13 protein-coding genes are annotated in these 22,305 nt (G+C 63.4%); 11 read left to right on the top strand and 2 right to left on the bottom strand.

The genetic code is table 11. The features are described from left to right. Positions 1 to 86: 86 nt before the first annotated feature. Positions 87 to 1,199, top strand: a complete 1,113-nt coding sequence (asd, locus tag NFG58_RS12070) for an aspartate-semialdehyde dehydrogenase (RefSeq protein WP_348814415.1) — start codon at positions 87 to 89, stop codon at positions 1,197 to 1,199. A 207-nt stretch (positions 1,200 to 1,406) separates the two neighbouring features. Next, positions 1,407 to 1,994 (top strand): uracil-DNA glycosylase, encoded by a 588-nt coding sequence (locus tag NFG58_RS12065; protein ID WP_348826580.1) that lies wholly within the window; start codon positions 1,407 to 1,409, stop codon positions 1,992 to 1,994. A gap of 113 nt (positions 1,995 to 2,107) precedes the next feature. Here NFG58_RS12065 and NFG58_RS12060 read toward each other — a convergent pair whose 3' ends face one another. Next, a complete protein-coding gene (locus tag NFG58_RS12060; RefSeq protein ID WP_348826579.1) occupies positions 2,108 to 3,676 on the bottom strand; it encodes a hypothetical protein in 1,569 nt (522 codons plus the stop codon). 742 nt (positions 3,677 to 4,418) lie between these two features. Continuing rightward, positions 4,419 to 12,608 (bottom strand): Ig-like domain-containing protein, encoded by an 8,190-nt coding sequence (locus NFG58_RS12055; protein WP_348826578.1) that lies wholly within the window; start codon positions 12,606 to 12,608, stop codon positions 4,419 to 4,421. Between the two features lie 441 nt (positions 12,609 to 13,049). Between NFG58_RS12055 and truA the strand changes: the two genes are divergently transcribed. From truA to purF, 9 genes are all read left to right on the top strand, one after another. After that, complete coding sequence (gene truA, locus NFG58_RS12050) at positions 13,050 to 14,072, top strand: tRNA pseudouridine(38-40) synthase TruA (protein WP_348826577.1); 1,023 nt, start codon at positions 13,050 to 13,052, stop codon at positions 14,070 to 14,072. After that, entirely contained in the window at positions 14,072 to 14,710 is a 639-nt protein-coding gene (locus tag NFG58_RS12045; protein ID WP_108133027.1) for a phosphoribosylanthranilate isomerase, read from the top strand. The genes truA and NFG58_RS12045 overlap by 1 nt, the downstream gene beginning before the upstream one ends. 81 nt (positions 14,711 to 14,791) lie before the next feature. Next, positions 14,792 to 16,006: a tryptophan synthase subunit beta gene (gene trpB / locus NFG58_RS12040; RefSeq protein WP_181248630.1), complete on the top strand. Its 1,215-nt coding sequence runs from the start codon at positions 14,792 to 14,794 to the stop codon at positions 16,004 to 16,006. 15 nt (positions 16,007 to 16,021) lie between these two features. Then, positions 16,022 to 16,825, top strand: coding sequence for a tryptophan synthase subunit alpha (gene trpA / locus NFG58_RS12035; RefSeq protein ID WP_108133029.1), 804 nt, complete (start codon positions 16,022 to 16,024; stop codon positions 16,823 to 16,825). 73 nt (positions 16,826 to 16,898) lie between these two features. Further along, positions 16,899 to 17,966 carry an acetyl-CoA carboxylase, carboxyltransferase subunit beta gene (accD, locus tag NFG58_RS12030; protein WP_222516558.1) on the top strand — a complete coding sequence of 356 codons (1,068 nt, stop codon included), beginning with the start codon at positions 16,899 to 16,901 and terminating at the stop codon, positions 17,964 to 17,966. Between the two features lie 3 nt (positions 17,967 to 17,969). Beyond that, positions 17,970 to 19,343 (top strand): folylpolyglutamate synthase/dihydrofolate synthase family protein, encoded by a 1,374-nt coding sequence (locus tag NFG58_RS12025; protein WP_348826576.1) that lies wholly within the window; start codon positions 17,970 to 17,972, stop codon positions 19,341 to 19,343. Then, positions 19,340 to 20,017, top strand: a complete 678-nt coding sequence (locus tag NFG58_RS12020) for an SPOR domain-containing protein (RefSeq protein WP_222568849.1) — start codon at positions 19,340 to 19,342, stop codon at positions 20,015 to 20,017. The genes NFG58_RS12025 and NFG58_RS12020 overlap by 4 nt, the downstream gene beginning before the upstream one ends. Next, entirely contained in the window at positions 20,017 to 20,619 is a 603-nt protein-coding gene (locus NFG58_RS12015; protein ID WP_071211105.1) for a CvpA family protein, read from the top strand. Before NFG58_RS12020 ends, NFG58_RS12015 begins: the two co-directional genes overlap by 1 nt. 69 nt (positions 20,620 to 20,688) lie before the next feature. Further along, positions 20,689 to 22,206 carry an amidophosphoribosyltransferase gene (purF, locus tag NFG58_RS12010; RefSeq protein WP_045992459.1) on the top strand — a complete coding sequence of 506 codons (1,518 nt, stop codon included), beginning with the start codon at positions 20,689 to 20,691 and terminating at the stop codon, positions 22,204 to 22,206. Positions 22,207 to 22,305: the final 99 nt, after the last annotated feature.

The raw sequence follows: 22,305 nt of genomic DNA, 5'->3' as shown, positions 1-22,305 counted from the left end.
CCCATCCTGACTGTGCCGGTGGCATCTGAAAGGTGCTGCCGGTTTCTGTATAATGATTGCCTCACTCGATTTCTGGAGGACTTCACATGTTGAAAGTCGGTTTCGTCGGTTGGCGTGGCATGGTGGGTTCCGTGCTCATGCAGCGGATGGTGGAAGATGGAGATTTCAACGGCATCGAGCCGGTCTTCTTCACCACCTCCCAGGTCGGTCAGGCCGGCCCCGACGTGGGTGTGGACGTGCCTCCGCTGAAGGACGCCTTCGACATCGAGGCGCTCAAGGCGCTGGACGTGATCATCACCTGCCAGGGCGGCGACTACACCAAGAAGGTCTATGAAGACCTGCGCGGTGCCGGCTGGAAGGGCTACTGGATCGACGCTGCCAGCACCCTGCGCATGAGCGATGACGCCACCATCGTGCTCGACCCGGTCAACCGCAAGGTGATCGACGCCCAGCTCGACGCCGGTGCGCGCACCTTCGTTGGCGGCAACTGCACCGTCAGCCTGATGCTGATGGGCCTCGGCGGGTTGTTCGAGGCGGACATGATCGAGTGGATGACCTCCATGACGTATCAGGCCGCATCCGGCTCCGGCGCCAAGCACATGCGCGAGCTGCTCAACCAGATGGGCGGCCTGCGTGACAGCGTGGCAAGCGAGCTCAAGGATCCGGCCAGTGCCATCCTCGACATCGACCGCAAGGTCACCGAGGCGATGCGTACTGGCGCCATCCCCACCGACAACTTCGGTGCGCCGCTCGCCGGCAGCCTGCTGCCGTGGATCGATTCCAAGCTGGATAACGGTCAGAGCCGCGAGGAATGGAAGGGCTACGTCGAGACCAACAAGATTCTCGGCCGCCAGGAAAGCCCGGTCCCCATCGACGGCCTGTGCGTGCGTATCGGCGCCATGCGCTCTCATAGTCAGGCGTTCACCATCAAGCTCAAGCAGGATGTGCCGCTCGACGAGATCGAGGAGCGTATCGCCAGCCACAACGAGTGGGTCAAGGTCATCCCCAATGACAAGGACGCCACCATCGATGGGCTGACGCCGACTGCCGCCACCGGCACCCTGAGCATCCCGGTGGGTCGTCTGCGCAAGCTGAACATGGGTGGTGAGTACCTCAGTGCCTTCAGCGTCGGTGACCAGCTTTTGTGGGGCGCCGCCGAGCCGCTCAAGCGCATGCTCAAGGTACTGCGCGAGCGCTAAGGCAAAGCACTATCGGTTCGTCGGGGCGCCTTTTGGGCGCCCCGACGTCGTTCTGGGCCTCTGATGTGCGGGCCCATCGCGTTTTTTACATGATCGATCAGCACCGGAGCAGGGCGCTTGGGCAAGACCACCGTTCGTTCATTCGTCAGGCGATTACGCAGGCGGCCAGATGGGCCGGACGTTGCCAACCCCTGGCGCAAGAAACCATTGGCCGACAACCTGACGGCCTATCTCGAGCTGATGCTGGAACACGCCAGGGAAACGACCGCCGCTGGCCGGCCCAGACTGCTGCTGGTGGCCGAAGCACTGGGCTTCAAGGGTGGTGGCGAGACGGGAATCCCGTTGTCGAGTCCAGCACTACTTCGCTCTTGTAAGCATCCCTTTATCGAGACGCTGAGGCCGAACCTCGCCCTGGTGCCGGAGGGCGGCAGCGAAGCCACCGCCACCATCGCCTGGGAGTGCTTCGCTCGTCTTGGGCTGACGCCGCTGGTGTGGAACGCCTTTCCCTTTCACCCCCATCAAATAGCGCGGACGCACAGCAACCGCGCGCCACGCGCAGCAGAGCTGCGCGAAGGCATCGACTGGCTCAGGCGGCTGGATCAGCTGGTCGCTGCCCACTCGACGCCGATGATGGTGGCTGGGGTAGGGCGAAAGGGCACCCTGGCGGCCCAGGTTGCCTTTCCCGAGCGCGAGGTCGTCGCCCTGCGCCACCCTTCCTACGGCGGCAAGGCCGAATTCGAGCGCGGCCTCAGGCTGCTGATGAGTCGGCTGGATACTGCCGACCCTGCTCGCTAGAAAGCGTTCCCTACAGCGAGACCGCTCGATTGACCTGCTTGCAGGGCGCGGTCTGACTGCGTGTCAGTCAAAATTCGAAAAGTCGATGAGCCAAGGCACTTCTGGTGCACGCCTTAGATATCGGCAGGGATCGTCGTATCCTCCAGCAGAGTGCGCAGATCGTCGTTGATCGCTGGAGCCATCTCGCTATCGAGAGAGGCCTGCGCCGCTGTCGGCGAGGGACTCGGATCATCGGCCAAGATGGGAGTGATGGCGGGGTCAGTGAGTTTGCCAGCGCTCTCGCTGTCATCGAGTAGCTCGGCGATATCGAGTGGCTCGGCGATATCGAGTGGCTCGGCTGCGGGAGTGTCCAGGTTTGATCGTCCCTTCACCGGCGAGTCATCGTTGATGCGCACGAGCAGCTCACCCAGGGCGCTGTCGCCGTCGCTGTCGGTGATCCGGTAGCCAAAGCTCAGATCCAGATTGTCCTCGATGTTGACGCCACCATGGTCCAGCGGGCGAGCCAGGGTGACGCGGTAGGTACCGTCCGCCACGTCCAGCAGCTCCACGTGAAGTGCTGTCCTGCCATCGGCGTCGAGACCGGACAGCTGCTTGCCCTCAGCGCTTGGCAGCCAGTCGATCCTTGTGCCACCGGAACAAATATCAGGAAGGTTGTGGATTTCCCAGACCACGTCTCCGGCGCCGTCGTCTCCAAAGTCGTAGCCGAGGTTGCCCATGGCGACGGTTGCTTCGCCGGGTATGTCGCCGATTCCACCAGGCTCGCCCCCCGGCAGGCCATCCTCATCGAGCAAGGCAAGTGGCGATGAGGTTGCAAGGTCACCATCACTCAAGGGCGTCGTTGGGCGATCGTCAGACAGTAGTGCTGCATTGACGCTGATGCGACCCTCGCTTGCCACGCTATCGCCATCACCATCGGTGGTGACAATCTGAAAGACCAGCTCTGTGTCTGAGGTGATGTTGGGGCTCGCGTCCAGGGTGAAACTGCCGTCCGAGTTGACCGTCAGGCTTCCCTGTGGAGTAAAGATGCGTTGATCCAGGTCGAATTCGGTGGTGCTGCCGGCCAGGGTCACCTTGGTGGAACCGACGCCATCGGCGCCGCCCCGCTGGCGCCAGAAGCCGGTCACGTTGTCGCCAGCGTCCACGGCGACGGGGGAATCGATGGTATTTGTCGGGGAGTCATCGTCAACCACGATGCCTACCCTGGCAGATGCTTGATTGTTCTGGCTGTCGCGAATGGTGTACTTGACCGAGAAGGCCAGATCATCCTCGTTACCTGTGATGGGATGATCCAGTGGCGCGCGCAGGGCAAGGCGATAGGCCCCGGTATCGATATCGGTAACGGTCAGGTGCAAGACGGTCTGGCCGTCCAGGGTCCTGGCTGCCAGGGTCTTGCCGCTGGGTGAAACAACGTAGTGTAGCGCTTCGCCCTGGGACGACAGGCTCGGCAGGCCGCTGGACGACCACGAGAAGGGAGCGAAATCTGCCGCTCCCAGGCTGCCAAAGCTGTAGGGGATGGTGCCGGTGACCACCGTCGCAGACCCGCCAAGGTCGCTCGGGTCTTCGAGATTACCGCCGGGAAGTCCATCCTCATCCACGCTGGCGACCGTACTGATATCGTCTTCTTCCTCGAACGGGGGCGACAGGATGGGCACGGCAACGAAACTATCCAAGCCAGATTTCATGGTAAAAATCCTTGCCGGTAAGTGATGAAGGGTGTTTGCAGGGAATCCGACGCTCTGGCGAATATGAAGAGTATGCTGAAGGAAGAATCCCCGCACCCAGTCGCCTGCTTCTACCCTCATGGGCAGGGGTGGCTATTGGTTAGGGGAGGGATGCTTTGGTAGTAATACAATCAGTGGTATAGGCAGACGTCAGAAGCAAAAATGTCAAGAATGAGAGGTTTTTATGTCATTGTCGTAAGAGGGATCGATAGCGACGGGTGTGACAATGTACTAGAGGAAAAAGCATCGATCTCGTACATCGCGCCTTGTCTTGAAGACCGAAAGCCGGAGGCTGCTGGCTACATTCAACGCGGTCATGCCCAGACTCGAGGAGAAATCGATTGCGGCCGTGTCGAAGAAGCGGAGGTTGCTTCAGCTCTGGGGGTGCGAATTGGAGAGCTACGTCTGAATCCTGAAGACCGAGGTTATTCACCTGAATCCGTTCGCCACGATGGAACCGTCGCAGCAGGCTTGCATCCAGTGCACCCATGGTGACAACCACGAACGCCTCATGCGGAAACGAAAAGCCTGAACCCTGTACACAACAGGACTCAGGCTTTGAGCGCCGGCTGAACGAGATGGCCAGCCATTGTGGGTCTGGTCATACTTGTCGACGCTATTTTCAGTTCTTTCCAATGCTTGCCATCGGGTTGTTGTCAGTGGGTGGGCGGCGGGCCGCCCACCCCGTTTTCCCTCCGTTGCCCTAGTCGACCTTCAACTGGCCATCGTCGAGCAGGTTCTGCAGGAAGGTGTCCCCATCTGCTCCCATCTGAACGCCGATCAGAACGACCACCTGGTCAGCGTTGCCGCCTCCGGCGGCGAGGTTACCCTCGCTGCTGATGGACAGCACGGTGTCGTCTCCGTCCTGGCTGGCCTGCAGGTAGTTTGCGAGGTTGTTCTCGTCGGCACCCTGGAGAAGGTCGGCAAGATCGAGCCGATCGGCATCGGCATCGACGCCAAACTCACCGACGGTGAAGTCGGTCACGGTATCCCGTGCCGGCGTGGCCGCGCTACCGGCATCATCCAGCCCCCAGGCAAAGACATCGGCTCCGGAACCACCGGTCAACTGATCGTTATCGCCACCACCGATCAGCAGATCGCTATCACTACCACCGAGTAGTAGATCGTTTCCGCCGCCGCCGATCAGAATGTCGTCGCCCGCCCCACCGGATAGCTGATCGTCACCACCATCGCTGCGCGATCCGCTGGCCAAGGCATCGACATTGTCCCGGATAAAGGCGGCCGTCTCATCCCTGGTGGGCTCGGCGCCATTCTGCGTGGTCAGGTAGTCGACCAGTCCGACAAAGCCACTTCCGCTCTCTCCTCCGACACCCGCCGGGTTGATCTCGTCGCCAAAAATTACGTCGTCGCCGGCACCGCCGGCCAGAACGTCATCGCCGAGATCCGCCGGCTGATCGAAGGACGAGCCACCGTCCAGCGCCGTTGCAAACTCCTCGGGGGTGCCAATCATGGACACCTCACCGGCTGGCACAAGCTGGTCGTCTGTGTAGCTTTGAAGATCGAGTGAGATATCCTGAACGTACAACGTGAAGAATTCCCCTCTAGCGTTCTCCACCTCGAACTGTAGCCTATAGGTTCCTCCTTCCAGCCCGTTGGCCACAATCTGATTAGTACTATTGTTGATATTGCCCGAGCGAAATCTTAACCCCGTGGCAACGGCATCCCAGCCTCCCTCATCATTTTGCGTCTGCAGCTCCCAGGAGAAGTTGTCGTTTATATTTCCTTCCTGTTCCAGGTCGTTTGCGGTGTCGGTCACGAAGTTAAATGACACGCTATAGAACTGGTTGACACCGGCAGGTTCATTCACGACGAAAGCGTCACTGGTGACGATCGTGCTGCCATCACCCGTGCCATTGTCCCGAATGCGTAGATAGGTGCCGATCGAGCTACTGTCGATGGTCACTCCACCATCAGCCGTCTGCAGCGCCCAACTATCGATGGATGCGAGTCTTCCCGTGTCTCCCGTATTAAAGGTGGCAAGAAATTCCGCATCGCCTACCGATGTACCGGCATCCAGGGGAGTGGGCACCATCTTCAACCCACCACTTGAGGTGTTGTCAAGAACCTTCAATACCTCAAGGTTGGCGTCGTCGCCTACCCCGATCGCCTCTACCCGACTGATAGCGGCCAGCGGATCGTATCCTTCGAGAGAGTTGACAATATCACCTAGGGTGGTGACGTTTCCTTCCCCTGTATCAGTGACGCCAATATTTCCGTTCGCGTTATGAGAAACGGGGTCTCCATCGGACATGAAGTAGGCAACGTTGTTGAAGCCCTCCTGACTGACAGACGTCATCCAATCGTTGGCGACAACAAAGGCTTGCTCATAGTTGGTTCCAGAAATAACCCCTCTGCTATCCAGGTAGGCATTGATGTCGTCCAGATCCGCTACTGACAGATCATTGAACTCGATCGAGTTGGCCACCTTTCCAGCGAACGTCACGATCTGGGCATTGATCGATCCTTCGAAAGAAGCCAGTTCGGTAAGCTGGGCTCGTAGCGCTTCGATGGCCACCTTGAAGCGTGATTGTCCGTTTTCCAGAAACTGCCCCATGCTTGGTGACACGTCTAGAATAAAGGACACATTGTGGTTCTGCGCAGGTTCGAGCACGGTATGGGTACCGCCGGCATCACCGAGAATGACGTCGTCACCATTGCCACCGGTGGTGCTGTCATCGCCGCTGCCGCCGACGAGTAGCTGGTCACCATCCGGCAAAGCCAGCGCCAGAGTACCGTCGGCTGTATCGCCGTCGTTATCCGTTACGGCCAGTGGCAATGCCAGTGTCGGTGAATCCTCCGCTTCGGCGTAGACAAAGTCCCCTACAGAAAATGGCCGGGTGCCATCCAAACCGCGATACTCGATCGCTTCAAAAGCCTCGCTGGTCGTAAGCACCAGCTGAGCACCGACGGGAATGCTTCTCACGTTGATGGTACCATCGGCATTTTCCTCAATCGTCACCGACGAGGTGATGTCATTGCCGGCACTATCCAGGAAGCGAACATCGCTCCTAGAAAGGTCCAGCACCTGACCGCTGACGGCAACCGGATGTCCGCTCGTGTCGGTGCCATCAGCAGCTGAAGAAATGGCCCTGATCTCGATATCGGCAAAAGTTGCTTCTGTATTGATAAACTGGCGGATATAGGTAATTCCGCGATGGTTATCCCAGCTTGCTTCGGTGTTGGTAAAACGGAGGTTGTCAACGAAATCGAGTCGAACCGACTCGTTGAAGCCCGTCAGGTCATCGTGGCCCGCAGCCAGCTGTGTATCCCCGTCAGTTCGCAGCCAGGACGCATGAGGCCCATTGTAAGTCCAGGCGGATGCCACAACATCGGCTGCTCCCTCGGTTCCCTCAAAGCCGACGAAGCGATGCCCGGATCCGGAACCATTGTCTCCGAACTCAAACACAATGTGTTTGCTGCCGTCACTGATTTGCGTGCTGGTACCGTCAAATGCTCGGATTCCATCATCGAGGACCTCTACCTCGTAGGTAGAACCATCCGCCGCCAAACTCACCTCGAACGCCACGTCACCTCCAGCGGTCTTGGCCTGCAGCGTCTTGCCATCACCGCTCAATTGGTAGGTCAGGCTCTCGCCATTAGACGTGAGCAGCATCCCGCCACTGGCACTCTTGACCTCCGCCCCGTTCAGTCCGGCACCAAATTGCACGGACTTGATGCCATCGGCTCCCGCAATATCGCCAAAGTTGACTGTGCCTGAGGCCAGCAGCCCATCCTGGGCATCGGATGCATGGGGCGTATCGTCATCGACCACCACCGAAAGGAAGCCATTTGCCTGGCTGCCATCGGCATCGGTAATGGTGTAGCCAGCGAAGAAACCGAGATCGTTCTCGCCATTGCCCGGGGAGTGCTCGAGCGGCTGGTGCAGCGTCACCTGATAGGTGCCCGAGGCCTGGTCGGTCAGGGTGATGGTGATTACCTGCTCGGTGCCGCCACTACCATCGCTGGCAAAACCGACAATGGTGCTGCCAGCGTTGCCAAGCGTGAACGTTATCGCACGACCATCCGCGGTCTCGAGATCGGATGGCAGGCCGGCAAGACGCCAGGTGAAGGCACCGTTGGCTGCAGGACCATCGGTGCCAAAGCTGTAGCCTAAGGTGCCACTGGCGACGGTGTTCTCGCCTGCCACGTCACCGACGCCACCGGCGATGCCGCCAGGCAGGCCATCTTCGTCAACGACAGCAGTGGGGTTGGTGGTGGTTGGGTCACCATCGCTATCGGGGGTGGTGGGACCAGTGCCGCCATCGGCGACTGCGACATTGAGGCTACCGCCGACCGTGCTGCCGTCGCCGTCGGTGGCGGTATAGTCGATAGTGGCGTTGCCGACGAAGCCGGGATTGGGCGTGAAGGTCAGGCTGCCGTCCGGGTTGACTGCGACGGTACCGACGGTCGCGCCACCCTGAACGGTGGCACCGGTTAGCGCGCCTTGACCATCGGCGCCGAACTGGTCGTTACCGAGCACATCGACGGTGACGGTGCCATCGTTGTCGGTGGTGGCGCTGTCAGCGTTGGCCACCGGCGTGTCGTCATCGACCGTGATATCGATACTGCCGGAGGCGCTGTCACCGACGCTGTCGGTGATGGTGTAGCCGACGCTGAAGTTGATGTCGCTCTCGACACCGGGGTGGGAATGATCCAGTGGCTTGGCCAGCACCACCTTGTAGTTGCCGTTGGCAACGTCGGTGAGCTGGACGGAGATGACACGGCTACCCGTGTTGTCAAAGCCGACCAGCGAACGACCATTGCCGCTCAGCGACCAGGTCACCGGGCTGCCGCCGGAGGTCAGGGCGGGGAGGCCAGTGGTGTTCCAGCTAAAGCTTCCAGGGCCGTCGCTGCCAAAATCGTAGCCCAGTGAGCCGGTGGCCGCAGTCCGTTCGCCGGCCACGTCATTAATGCCACCGGCGATGCCGCCAGGCAGGCCGTCTTCGTCGAGTACCGCCTTGGGGGGCGTGGTGTTGGGATTGCCATCGGTTTCCGGCGTGGTGGGGCCAGTGCCGCCGTCGCCGACCGCCACACTGAGGCTACCGCCGACCGTGCTGCCGTCACCGTCGGTGGCGGTATAGTCGATGGTGGCGTTGCCGACGAAGTCGGGGTTGGGCGTGAAGGTCAGGGTACCGTCGGGGTTGACCGCAACGGTGCCGACAGCCGCGCCGCCCTGGACCGTGGCGTTGGTGATGCCGTCGGAGCCATCGGCGCCGAACTGGTCATTGCCGAGCACGTCGACGGTGACGGAACCGTCATTGTCGGTGGTAGCGACGTCGGCGTTGGTCACCGGCATGTCGTCATCGACCGTGATATCGATACTGCCGGAGGCGCTGTCACCTGCACTGTCGGTGATGGTGTAGCCGACGCTGAAGTCGATGTCGCTCTCGATATTGGGGTTGGAGTGATCCAGCGGCTTGGCCAGTATCACCTTGTAGGCGCCGCTGACGATGTTGGTCAGTTGCACCGAAATGACACTATTGCCGTTGCTGTCCGTACCAAACAGGGAAAGCCCGTTGGCGCTTAGCGACCAGTTGACCGGGCTGCCGCCGGAGGTCAGGACGGGGAGGCCGGCGGTGCTCCAGCTAAAGCTGCCAGGGCCGTCGCTGCCAAAGCTGTAACCCAGTGAGCCAGTCGCCACGGTAGGCTCCCCCGGGACGTCACCGATGCCACCGGCGATGCCGCCTGGCAGGCCATCTTCGTCGACGACAGCATTAGGGGCGTTGGTATTGGGGTTGCCATCGCTATCGGGCGTGGAGGGGCCGGTGCCGCCGTCGGCGACTGCGACATTGAGGCTACCGCCGACCGCGCTGCCGTCACCGTCGGTGGCGGTATAGTCGATGGTGGCGTTGCCGATGAAGCCGGGGTTGGGGGTGAAGGTCAGGGTGCCGTCGGGGTTCACCGCGACGGTACCGACGCCCGCGCCGCCCTGGACGGTGGCGTTGGTGATGCCGCCGGGGCCATCGGCGCCGAACTGGTCGTTGCCGAGCACATCGACGGTGACGGAACCGTCGTTGTCGGTAGTGGCGATGTCGGCGTTGGCCACCGGCGTGTCGTCATCGACGGTAATGCCGATAGTGCCCGAGGCGCTGTCACCGACGCTGTCGGTGATGGTGTAGCCGACGCTGAAGTTGATGTCGCTCTCGACGCTGGGGTTGGAATGATCCAGCGGCTTGGCCAGCACCACCTTGTAGATGCCGTTGGCAACGTCGGTGAGCTGGACGGAGATGACACGGTTACCTGTGTTGTCAAAGCCGACCAGCGAACGACCATTGCCGCTCAGCGACCAGATGACCGGGCTGCCGCCGGAGGTCAGGACGGGGAGGCCGGCGGTGTTCCAGCTAAAGCTGCCGGGGCCATCGCTGCCAAAGTCGTAGCCCAGTGAGCCGACCGCCGCAGTCCGTTCGCCGGCCACGTCATTGATGCCGCCGGCGATGCCGCCAGGCAGGCCGTCTTCGTCGAGTACCGCCTTGGGGGGCGTGGTGTGGGGATTGCCATCGGTCTCCGGCGTGGTGGGGCCAGTGCCGCCATCATTCACCTGGACGCTGAGGCTGCCGTTGACAGCGCTGCCGTCACCGTCGGTGGCGGTATAGTTGATGTTGGCATTGCCGACAAAGTTCGGGTGGGGGACGAACGTCAGGGTGCCGTCGGGGTTGACGGTGACGGTACCGACACCCGCGCCGCCCTGGACGGTGGCGTTGGTGATGCCGCCGGGGCCATCGGCGCCGAACTGGTCGTTGCCGAGCACATCGACGGTGACGGAGCCGTCGTTGTCGGTGGTGGCGACGTCGGCGTTGGCCACTGGCGTGTCGTCATCGACGGTAATGGCGATAGTGCCCGAGGCGCTGTCACCGACGCCGTCGGTGATGGTGTAGCCGACGCTGAAGTTGATGTCGCTCTCGACACTGGGGTTGGAATGATCCAGCGGTTTGGCCAGCACCACCTTGTAGATGCCGTTGGCAACGTCGGTGAGCTGGACGGAAATGACACGTTCACCCGCGTTGTTGAAGCCGACCAGCGAACGACCATTGCCGCTCAGCGACCAGGTGACCGGGCTGCCGCCGGAGGTCAGGACGGGGAGGCCGGCGGTATTCCAGGTAAAGCTGCCGCGGCCGTCGCTGCCAAAGTCGTAGCCCAGCGAGCCGATCGCCGCGAGCCGTTCGCCAGCCACGTCATTGATGCCGCCGGCGATGCCGCCAGGCAGGCCGTCCTCGTCGAGAACCGCTTTTGGCGGGGTGGTGTCGGGATTGCCATCGGTTTCCGGCGTGGTGGGGCCTGTACCTGTGCCGCCGCCGTCCGCGACCCCGACACTGAGATTGCCGGTAACGGTGCTGCCATCGCCATCGGTGGCGGTGTAGTCAATCGTGGCGTTTCCGGTAAAGCCAGGGTGAGGAACAAAGGTCAGGGTGCCGTCAGGGTTGATGGTGGCGGTGCCAACATCCGGGCCGCCCTGGACGGTGACACTGGTGAGCTCGCCGGGGCCATCGGCGCCAAAGTTGTCGTTGTCCAGTACGTCAACCGTGATGGGCCCGCTGTTGTCGCCTGTGGCGGTATCGTCGCCCGGCACTGGCATGTCGTCATCCACGGTAACGCGGAGGATGCCCTGCGCACTGTCGCCGTCGGCGTCGGTGATGGTGTAGCCGACGCTGAAGTTGATGTCGCTCTCGACATCGGCTCGGGGGTGATCCAGCGGCTTGAACAGGTCGACCCGGTAGGTGCCGGCGGCAAGATCGCTCAGTTCAATCGAGAGGACCTGCTGTCCGCTGGCGCTGGTGCCAAGAAGAGAGCGTCCGTCTGCGCTGAGTGCCCAGCTGACCAGGCTTCCCTGGGAGGTCAGTACCGGCAGGCCGGCGGTGCTCCAGGTGAAGCCGCCAGGGCCGTCATCGCCGAAGTTATAGCGCAGCCGGCCGGTGGCGATGGTGCGTTCGCCCGGGTAGTCATTGATGCCACCGGCGATGCCGCCGGGAAGGCCATCTTCATCGACCACTGCCTTGGGCGACACGGTGGCAGAGTTGCCATCCGTCTCGGGGGTGGTGGGGCCTATCCCATTGCCGCCGGAGATGACGATGTGGGCACTGGAGCTGAAGCTGTCACCGTCGCCGTCCTTGGTGGTGATGTTGAAATCGAGTGCGCCACTGGCATCGTTGTCGGCGCTGAAACTCCAGGTGCCGTTGGGGTTGACGGTCAAGATGCCCTTGCCGGTATCGATCGGGGTGCCGAGCGGATACTCGTTGTCGTCGGCCTGGAGGTTGACGACGGTATCGGCGACGCCGTCGGCCCCGCCTTGCTGTGACCAGGTACCGGTGACGGTATCGCCGGCTTCCAGGCTCGAGGGCGCGATAACGGTGGTGGTCGGCGAGTCATCGTCGATATCCACGCCCAGGCGTGCAGTGGCGCTATCACCATCACCATCGGTGATGGTGTAGTAGACCGAAAAGATCAGGTTGTTCTCGATGGTTGCGTCGGGATGATCGATCGGGCCGAGCAGCGAGACGCTGTAGCTGCCTGAGGCAAGATCGGTCAGCCTGACCTGAAGCAGGGTGGTGCCATCGCTGGTGGAGGCGGACAAGGTCCGGCCGCTTGCGGAAACCTGATAGGAAAGGGCCTCGCCGCCAGATGTCAGTGAAGGAAGGCCGGTGGTTTCCCAGCGAAAGGGGTGGGTCGCGGCTGGGCCGTTGGCACCGAAGTTATAGCCCAGGGTGCCGGTTGCCACGGTGTCCTGGCCAGCCGCATCCTGTGGGCCGCCAGGAATGCCATTGGGCAAGCCATCTTCATCCAGCAGCGCCAGGGCGGTGACCTGGGTGGTGCTGTCCTGCGCCAGCAGTGTGGCGGCAGTGGACTGATTCAATGATGAATCGGTGTTGAAGTTCATTGGGTAATTCCTTGCATGGATGCCGTTAGGGAAGGCGGGGCTTGTTAAACGTATGCAAGGAAAAAAGATGGCGACATTGTACTCATGGGCGGGTGCAAGGGATTCAGAGTAGAGGGTGGCAGAGGGGGGCTGAATGCCCGAAATGTGGGATGGTTTTTAAAGACCTTTTCGTCTTTTTTTTGCCTAAAAGGGTTTTTCCTTACATTGGATATCGGGCGGTATTTGAGACGATGTCGTGATGCGGGGTTCGCTGCCATGGCTGGGGGGAAAAAATGGTAATGAGCCGGTCCTGGTTTGTACGCGAAAAACGCCAGTTGTGCGCACGGCTGGCTGCCGCGACGCGGATAGGCGATAATGGCCGACTAGCGCCAGCGGTGCAGATTCGGCTGTGGAGCGCGGATCTGGTTGCCTCTATTGATTATCTTGTATTCAGCAGGTCGTATGTCCTTCTTTCACCATCTCGATGAACGTACCCCCCTCAAGGGTCGTCTGGCGCTCAGCGTCGAGTACGACGGTACCCACTATTGCGGTTGGCAGCGGCTCAAGCACGCCCCGTCGGTGCAGGGGGCGGTGGAGAAGGCGCTGGCCAAGGTGGCGGGTGTGCCGATCACGTTGCATTGCAGCGGACGCACCGACTCAGGCGTGCACGCGACCCGCCAGATCGCCCACTTCGACCCGCCGGTGGAGCGTTCCGAGAAGGCCTGGGTGTTCGGCGGCAACGCCAACCTCCCCCGGGATGTGGCGATCCGCTGGATTCGCGAGGTGCCCGACGAATTCCACGCCCGCTTCAAGGCGTTGGGCCGGCGCTATCGCTACGTCATCCTCAACCAGCCGAGCCGCCCGGTGCTGGAGCGTGCCAACGCCACCTGGTGCCGCGACCCGCTGGATGCCGACGCCATGCACGAGGCCGCCCAGGCGCTGGTCGGCGAGCACGATTTCTCGAGTTTTCGTGCCGCCGGCTGTCAGTCGAAGACGCCCTGGCGCCACCTGCACTTTATCGAGGTACACCGCCACGGCCCGCTGGTGGTGGTGGACCTTCAGGCCAACGCCTTCCTGCACCACATGGTGCGCAACATCGTCGGCGCGCTGGTGACGGTGGGACGGGGTGAGCAGGGCACCGACTACATCGCGCGACTGATGGCACTCAAGGATCGCAAGCAGAGCGATGTGACGGCGCCAGGCTGTGGGTTGCACTTCGTCGACACCCTGTACGACCCCGAGTGGCAACTGCCCGCCGAACCCTTGGGGCCGAATCTGCTGGCCTTCCTGGGGGAGTGGACAGGAGAGCGCCCGCTGCCGGACTGCCCCATGGTGGAGTTTCGCCGCGGACGTCCGATCGCCGAGACGCGCAGGGCGGTACGTGCCGAAGAGCTCGCCGACGGGCTTGTCGACGGGCTCGGCGACGGTTTCGCTGAAGGACCTGCCGGCGCTTCGGCGGCGCACGCCGCGGACAAGGAGTCCTGATGATCGCTTCCGCGCACCGTACCCGCGTCAAGTTCTGCGGCTTTACCCGCGAAGAGGACATCGACGCCGCCGTGGCGTTGGGCGCCGATGCCTTGGGCTTTGTGCTGTGGCCCGGCAGCAAGAGGGCGGTCAGCCTGGGGCGGCTGGCCGAACTCGCGGCGCGGGTGCCGGCCTTCGTCACCCGGGTGGGGCTGTTCGTCGATGCCGACGACGAGACCATCGAAAGGGCACTGCCGTGTCTCGACCTGCTGCAGTTTCACGGTAGCGAGAGCGCCGAGGCCTGCGAGCGCTTTGCGCGCCCTTATATAAAGGCGCTGAGAATGCGCGACGGCCTCGATCTGCACGAGGCCGAACGCACCTACGCCGGCGCCCAGGCACTGCTGCTGGACGCCTATCGCCCAGGCGTGCCCGGCGGCACCGGTGACACTTTCGACTGGTCGCGCATCCCGTCGTCGCTGGCAAAACCTGTTATCCTCGCCGGTGGCCTTTCGGCGGACAACGCCGCCGAGGCAATTGACCGGGTGAGGCCCTTCGCCCTCGACGTGTCCGGGGGCATCGAGAGCGCGCCGGGCGCCAAGGATCCAGAGCGCATGCAGGCCTTTATGCGCGCCGTGGGGCAGGGCGACGCCCGCCGCTGAAGCGGCAGCAGGCCCCACGCCCGGTGGCGAGCGACCATCACCGACTTTTCATTCAGCCAGTTTATCCGCAAGGAGTCCGACGTGAGCAAGTTCAGTGAACTGACCCAATGGCCTGACGCTCGGGGGCACTATGGGGCCTACGGAGGTCGCTTTGTCTCGGAAACCTTGAGTTTTGCGCTGGACGATCTGAGCCGCACCTACGAAAGCCTCAAGGACGATCCGGACTTTCAGGCCGAGTTTGACCACGACCTGGCGCACTACGTCGGTCGTCCGTCGCCGCTCTATCACGCCCGGCGCTGGTCTGCGCAGCTTGGCGGTGCCCAGATCTGGCTGAAGCGCGAAGATCTCAATCACACCGGCGCCCACAAGGTGAACAACACCATCGGCCAGGCGCTGCTGGCCAAGAAGAGTGGCAAGCCCCGGGTGATCGCCGAAACCGGCGCCGGTCAGCATGGCGTGGCGACCGCCACCGTGGCGGCGCGGCTGGGCCTGCGCTGCGACGTCTACATGGGCGAGGCCGATACCGAGCGTCAGAAGCTCAACGTCTATCGCATGCGCCTGCTGGGGGCCAACGTCATTCCGGTGACTTCCGGCACCCGCACGCTCAAGGATGCCATGAATGAGGCGCTGCGCGACTGGGTCACCAACGTCGACGATACCTTCTACATCATCGGCACCGTGGCGGGGCCGCATCCCTACCCGCAACTGGTGCGTGACTTCAACGCGGTGGTCGGCCGTGAAGCGCGGCGCCAGTCGCTCGAGCAGTTCGGCAAGCTGCCTGACGCGCTGATCGCCTGCGTCGGCGGTGGCTCCAACGCCATGGGGCTGTTCTATCCCTTCGTCGAGGACGACGGCGTCGAGATGTATGGCGTCGAAGCCGGCGGCGACGGGGTCGAGACCGGCCGTCACGCCGCGCCCCTGGCCTCCGGCGCGCCCCGCGGTGTGCTTCACGGCAACCGCACCTACCTGATGTCCGACGAGGGCGGCCAGGTCAGCGATACCCACTCGATCTCGGCGGGTCTCGACTACCCCGGTGTCGGACCCGAACACGCGCTGTGGAAGGACGTCGGCCGGGTCAACTATGTGGCCGCCAACGACGACGCCGTGCTTGAGGCCTTCCGTGAGCTGACCCACGTCGAGGGCATCATGCCGGCGCTGGAATCGGCCCACGCCCTGGCCCACGCCAAGGTGCTGGCGCCGACCCTGTCGCCGGACCAGAACATCGTGGTCAACCTGTCCGGGCGTGGCGACAAGGACATCCTCACCGTTGCCAAGATCGACGGAATCGACCTGTAGGAGCTAGAGAATTCCATGTCTCGTATCGATAAACGCTTTCGTTCTCTCGCCGATCAGGGTCGCAAGGCGCTGGTTCCCTACATCACCGGGGGCGACCCCACCCCTGAGGTGACCGTCGACTACATGCACGCGCTGGTAGAGTCCGGCGCCGACATCATCGAGCTCGGGGTCCCCTTCAGCGACCCCATGGCCGATGGCCCGGTCATCCAGAAGGCCTGTGAGCGTGCCTTGAAGCACGGCACCCGCCTGACCGACCTGTTGGCCATGGTGGCCGAATTTCGGCGTCAGGACGACGACACCCCGGTGGTGCTGATGGGCTATCTCAATCCCATCGAGCGCCTGGGTATCGAGCGCTTCGCCCGGGAGGCGAGGGCGGCCGGCGTCGATGGCGTGCTGGTGGTGGACATGCCGCCGGAAGAGGCCGATGAACTGGGGCCCTTGCTGGAAGCCGAGGATTTGGCGCCAATCTTTCTTGTCGCCCCTACCACTTCCCCAGAGCGTGCCGCTACAATATGCGCCCACGCGCATGGCTATCTCTACTATGTGTCGCTCAAGGGAGTGACCGGCTCGGCGAGCCTCAACGCCGACGATGTGGCGGCCCATCTGGCGCCGCTGCGCGAACTAACCGATCTGCCCCTGTGTGTCGGTTTCGGTATCCGCGACGGCGCCTCCGCCGCGGAAGTGGCAAAGGTTGCCGATGGCGTCATCGTCGGCAGTGCCCTGGTCTCACGCATCGCCGAGCACTGTGACGCTCCCCGCGAGGCCATCGCCGAATTGAAGGCGGTGATGACAGAGATACGCCAGGCCCTGGACGCCTGAGAGGCGATCGGGGAAGAGATTCGACCCTGTCGTCGGCCACCGCCGGCGACCGTAGCAACGGAAGACTTCTGACATGAGCTGGCTAGACAAGATTGTGCCCTCGGTGGGCCGCATTCAGCGCAAGGACCGCCGGGCGAGCGTTCCGGACGGTCTCTGGCGTAAGTGCCCCAAGTGCGAGTCGGTGCTTTACCTGCCCGAACTCGAAAAGCACCACAACGTGTGTCCCAAGTGTGATCACCATCTGCGCCTGACCGCGCGCAAGCGCCTTGACTGGTTCCTCGACAAGGAAGGTCGCGAAGAGATCGCCGCCGACCTCGAGCCGGTGGATCGTCTCAAGTTCCGTGACTCCAAGAAGTACAAGGACCGCCTGGCCGCGGCCCAGAAGGACACCGGCGAGAACGACGCCCTGATCGCCATGCGCGGTTCGCTGGATGGCCTGCCGGTGGTCGCGGTGGCCTTCGAGTTCACCTTCATGGGTGGCTCCATGGGGGCCGTGGTCGGCGAGAAGTTCGTGCGTGCCGCCACTATCGCTCTCGAAGAGGGCCAGCCGCTGGTGTGCTTCTCGGCATCCGGCGGTGCGCGCATGCAGGAAGCGCTGTTCTCGCTGATGCAGATGGCCAAGACCTCCGCCGCGCTTGAGCGCCTCAAGCAGGCCGGCGTGCCCTATATCTCGGTGTTGACCGATCCGGTGTTCGGTGGCGTGTCGGCGTCACTGGCCATGCTCGGCGATCTCAACGTGGCCGAGCCCAACGCCCTGATCGGCTTTGCCGGTCCTCGGGTCATCGAACAGACGGTGCGCGAGAAGCTGCCTGAAGGCTTCCAGCGCAGCGAGTTCCTGCTCGAGCACGGCACCGTCGACATGATCGTCCATCGCCACGAGATGCGTTCGCGGCTGGGTGGGGTGCTGCGCAAGCTGACCCATCAACCTGCAGTAGGTATCGCCGACGACAGTGAGCCCGACCTGGTGGACGCCGCCGAAGCTGCCGAGCGTGACCTGGCGGTGGCCATGGCAGACAGTGAAGGCGCCCAGGCCGAGCACGCGCCGGAGACGGCCGAGCAGCAGACGCAAAGCGATGAAGCCGATGCTGCCCAAGGCGAGGAGCCGAAGGACGGCGAACGCACCCAGGACACACCGCGCTAGCCCATGGACAACGACGGTCTGCCCACCACACTGGATAGCTGGCTCGCCCGACTCGAGGCCGCCCACCCCGTCGGCATCGATCTGGGCCTCGAGCGGGTCGCCTGTGTGGCACAGCGTCTCGGTCTGAGCGAGCGGCCGATTGCACGCCGGGTGATCACCGTCGCCGGCACCAACGGCAAGGGGTCCACGGTGGCCATGCTCGAGGCGCTGGGACGGGCCCATGGGCTGTCCACGGCGGCCTACACCTCGCCCCATCTGGTGCGTTACAACGAGCGCCTTCGGCTGGACGCCAGCGAGGCCAGCGACGAGGTGCTGATCGAAGGCTTCGTCGCGGTGGAGCAGGCCAGGCTCGCGCCATCCCCGGTCAGCCTGACCTACTTCGAGGTCGGTACCCTGGCCGCGCTGTGGACCATCGCCAGGCGCCAGCCCGAGCTGGCGGTGCTGGAGGTGGGCCTCGGTGGTCGCCTGGATGCGGTCAATGTGGTGGATCCGGATGTGGCCGTGGTGACCACCGTGGCTCAGGACCACGCCGCCTTCCTGGGCAACGATATTGCCATCATCGGCCGCGAGAAGGCCGGGATCATGCGTACCGGGCGCCCGGCGGTGCTGGGCAGTCGTGACCTGCCCTCGAGCGTTGCCGACCATGCCCGTTCGCTGGGTGCGACGATCTTTGCGCTCGGTGAGGCCTTCGCCCATTCGGGCAGCCATGCAGGCCCTCAAGCAGCACCTTGTGCAGGACCTGATGGCGAACAGGGCGGCTGGTCGTGGCGCGGCAGCGACGCGCAAGGCCAGCCGATCGGCCTGGAACGACTAAGCGATCCCGGGCTGCCGCTGGACAACGCCGCTTCTGCGCTGCAGGCACTGTGGCTGGCCCTTGGTGAACTCGATCCAGGCGCCTGTCGCCAGGCACTGGCCGAGGTGCGTCTTCCCGGGCGGATGCAGTGGCGCGGTAACTGGTGCCTTGACGTGGGCCACAACCCTCACGCCGCCAACTACCTGGCTGGGCGACTGGCCGAACGGCGTGAAGTGCAAAGGGACGTCCAGGGGCGGACCCTGTGTCTGATCGGCATGCTCGAGGACAAGGACGCCGAGGGGGTCATCGCCGCGCTGTCGCCGGTGGTGGACGCCTGGCTGCCGGTGACGCTCGAGGGCGATCGCGGACGTAGCGCAGCCGACCTGGCGGCACGCATCGAACATCAAGGTGGCACCATCCTTCACCACGCCGATAGCGTCGATGACGGCGCCGACTGGCTCGAATCGTGCGTCGAGCCGGCAGATCGTGTACTGGTGACGGGATCCTTCTTCACCGTGGCTGCCATACTGGCGAGATGGAGCCGCCAGTCCAGTGGCGGTGGCGTCATCGAGGGAGCGACATGAAATACGGAATGCGTGAGCGGATCAGCGGGATCATTATCGTGGTGGCGCTGGGCGTCATCTTCGTGCCGATGTTGTTTGATGAGCCCGAATCCCCCGAGCAGCGGCCGGACCCGGTGCTGACCATCGACCCGCCGGTGGATGTGGAGCGCCGCGACGTGCCTGAGCCCACCCCGCCGGAAGGGCTTGGACAGATTCAGGCACCGGTTGCCCCTGGCGAGGGCAACGCTTCGCAGGCCGACCAGGGCCAGAGCGAACCCTCCGAGTCCAGCCAACCACAGCAGGTGGATCCTGAACCGGCGCAGCAGGTGGCCGAACAGGCGTCCTCCGAGCGCCAGGCCGAGCCCGAACCGGCGCCCGAGGCCAGCCAGCCGCGGGAAGATCCTATCGCCGCCCTGGCGCGCCAGGCCGAGCAGCGCACGACGAGCGGCCCCACCGCGGTGGAAGGCGGTGAGTGGGCGGTGCAGGTGGGCAGCTTCGGCGAGGCCGGCAACGCCCAGCGCCTGATGCAGAAGCTGCGCGACCTGGGTTACCCCGCCTACTCACGTGAGCGCAACAATTCGCTGACCACGGTCTACGTGGGTCCCTTCGGGGCGTCCGAGGACGCCGAGGGCGTGATGAGCGAGCTCAAGTCCCGGGAAAATCTGCAGGGGCTTCTGGTCAAGGTGGATAGCTGATGCTGGTGACATGGGTGGACTGGGTCTTCGTCGCCGTGCTGGCGCTGGCCGTGGCGGCGGGGTTCGTCCGTGGCCTGGTGCGTGAGGCGCTGGGCCTGGCCAGCTGGATCGTGGCGCTTTTGGCGGCACGCATGTTCGCCGAGCCGGTGGCCGAGGTGCTGGGCAACTGGATCGACAGTCCGGATGGCCGGCTAATCGTGGCCTTTATCCTGATCATCGTGATCACGATCCTGCTCGGCGGCATCCTGATACGGATGATCCAGGCGGCGGTGGAGTGGGCCGGCGCAGGCTTTCTCAACCGCCTGACCGGCGCCTTGTTCGGTGGGGTGAAGGCGGCAGCAGTGCTGACCCTGGTCACGCTGCTGATCGGCTTTACCCCGCTGGATCAACTGACGGCCTGGCAGGATGCCAGCGTGCGCCCCCACTTCGAGCAACTGCGCGACTGGGGCCTTGGCCAACTGAGTGATTTCGAGGGCAGCCTGCCGGACTTTCCCGAGTCCCTGCGCGAGCTGCCCCAGGCAGAACCATCGCCGCCGACCGGTGGCGAGGCAGAGGGATCTGCCATCGACGATGCGAAGCAAGGTGCCACAAGCACGCTCTGACTTCGCCAGTGACAGACGACTCTTGCGCTGGCCCCCGGGCGGCGTTTCACGGTAAATGAGGTAAGTTGAATGTGCGGTATCGTCGGCCTGATGGCCAAGCAGGCGGTTAACCAGGCAATCTACGACGCCCTGACGGTGCTGCAGCACCGGGGTCAGGACGCGGCGGGCATGATGACCTGGAACGAGGGCCGTTTCCTGCTGCGCAAGAGCAACGGTCTGGTACGTGACGTCTTCCACACTCGCCACATGGCGCGCCTGAAGGGCAACCTGGGCATCGGCCACGTGCGCTATCCCACCGCCGGCTCGTCCAGCGAGGCCGAGTCCCAGCCGTTCTACGTGAATTCCCCGTACGGTCTGGCGCTGGCGCACAACGGCAACCTGACCAATTCCGAGCAGCTCAAGAAGGAACTGTTCTCCTCGGATCTGCGCCACATCAACACAAGCTCGGACTCCGAGGTGCTGCTCAACGTCTTCGCCCATGAGCTGGGCAAGCAGGGGCCCCATCTGCTGCCGGGCGACATCTTCGACGCCGTGCGTCGGGTGCACCGTCGTTGCCGGGGCGGCTACGCTGCGGTGGCGGTGATCAACGGTGTCGGCCTGGTCGCCTTCCGTGATCCCCAGGGCATCCGTCCGGTGGTCTTCGGCACCCGCGATCAGGGCGAGGGGCAGGAAGTGATGATCGCCTCCGAGTCGGTGGCGCTGGACGTCGGTGGTTTCGAGCTGGTGCGCGACCTGGCGCCGGGCGAGGCCATCTTCGTCGACATGGATGGCAACTACCACACTCAGTCCTGTGCCGATCGTCCGCTGCTAGCCCCCTGCATCTTCGAGCACGTCTACCTGGCGCGCCCCGATTCGCTGCTGGACGGTGCCTACGTCTACGGCACCCGCCTGCAGATGGGCCGCAAGCTCGCCGATCGCATCAAGAGCGAATGGCCGGATCACGATATCGATGTGGTCATCCCGATTCCCGACACCTCGCGCACCTCGGCACTCGAGATGGCCCAGCACCTGGGGGTCACCTATCGCGAAGGCTTCATGAAGAACCGCTACATCGGGCGGACCTTCATCATGCCCGGGCAGACCCAGCGCAAGAAGTCCGTGCGCCAGAAGCTCAACGCCATCGATATCGAGTTCAAGGGCAAGAACGTGCTTCTGGTGGACGACTCCATCGTGCGCGGCACCACCTGCAAGCAGATCATCCAGATGGCCCGCGACGCCGGCGCCAACAAGGTATACTTTGCCTCTGCCGCGCCGCCCGTGCGTTATCCCAACGTCTACGGCATCGACATGCCCGCCGCCAGCGAGCTGATCGCCCACGGCCGCAGCGAGGCCGAGGTGGGTGAGCTGATCGGCGCCGATCGTATCGTCTACCAGGACCTTGAGGACCTGAAGGCGGCCTGTCGTGAGGTCAATCCGGCGCTGGCCGAGTTCGACTGTTCGGTGTTTGATGGCAAGTACATCACCGGCGACATCGACGAGGCCTACCTGTCCGATCTCGAGGCTTCGCGCAACGATGGCGCCAAGCAGGATCAGAGCGCTGGCGATCACGCCCTGGTCGGCATGCACAATCAGGACGATATCGACTGATACCCAACAGCTAACCGCAGGGCGTCGTCGGTCGGCAGGGGGAGTGCTCGAAGGCGCTCCCTCTCGGCCTGTCCGAGTCGACGGCACCCTGGCGAGTGA

It is taken from the genome of Halomonas sp. RT37, from assembly GCF_040070525.1.
GTDB lineage: Bacteria > Pseudomonadota > Gammaproteobacteria > Pseudomonadales > Halomonadaceae > Halomonas > Halomonas litopenaei.
The sequence above is the reverse complement of the archived record's forward strand: the minus strand, read 5'-3'. Positions and strand labels throughout refer to the sequence as shown.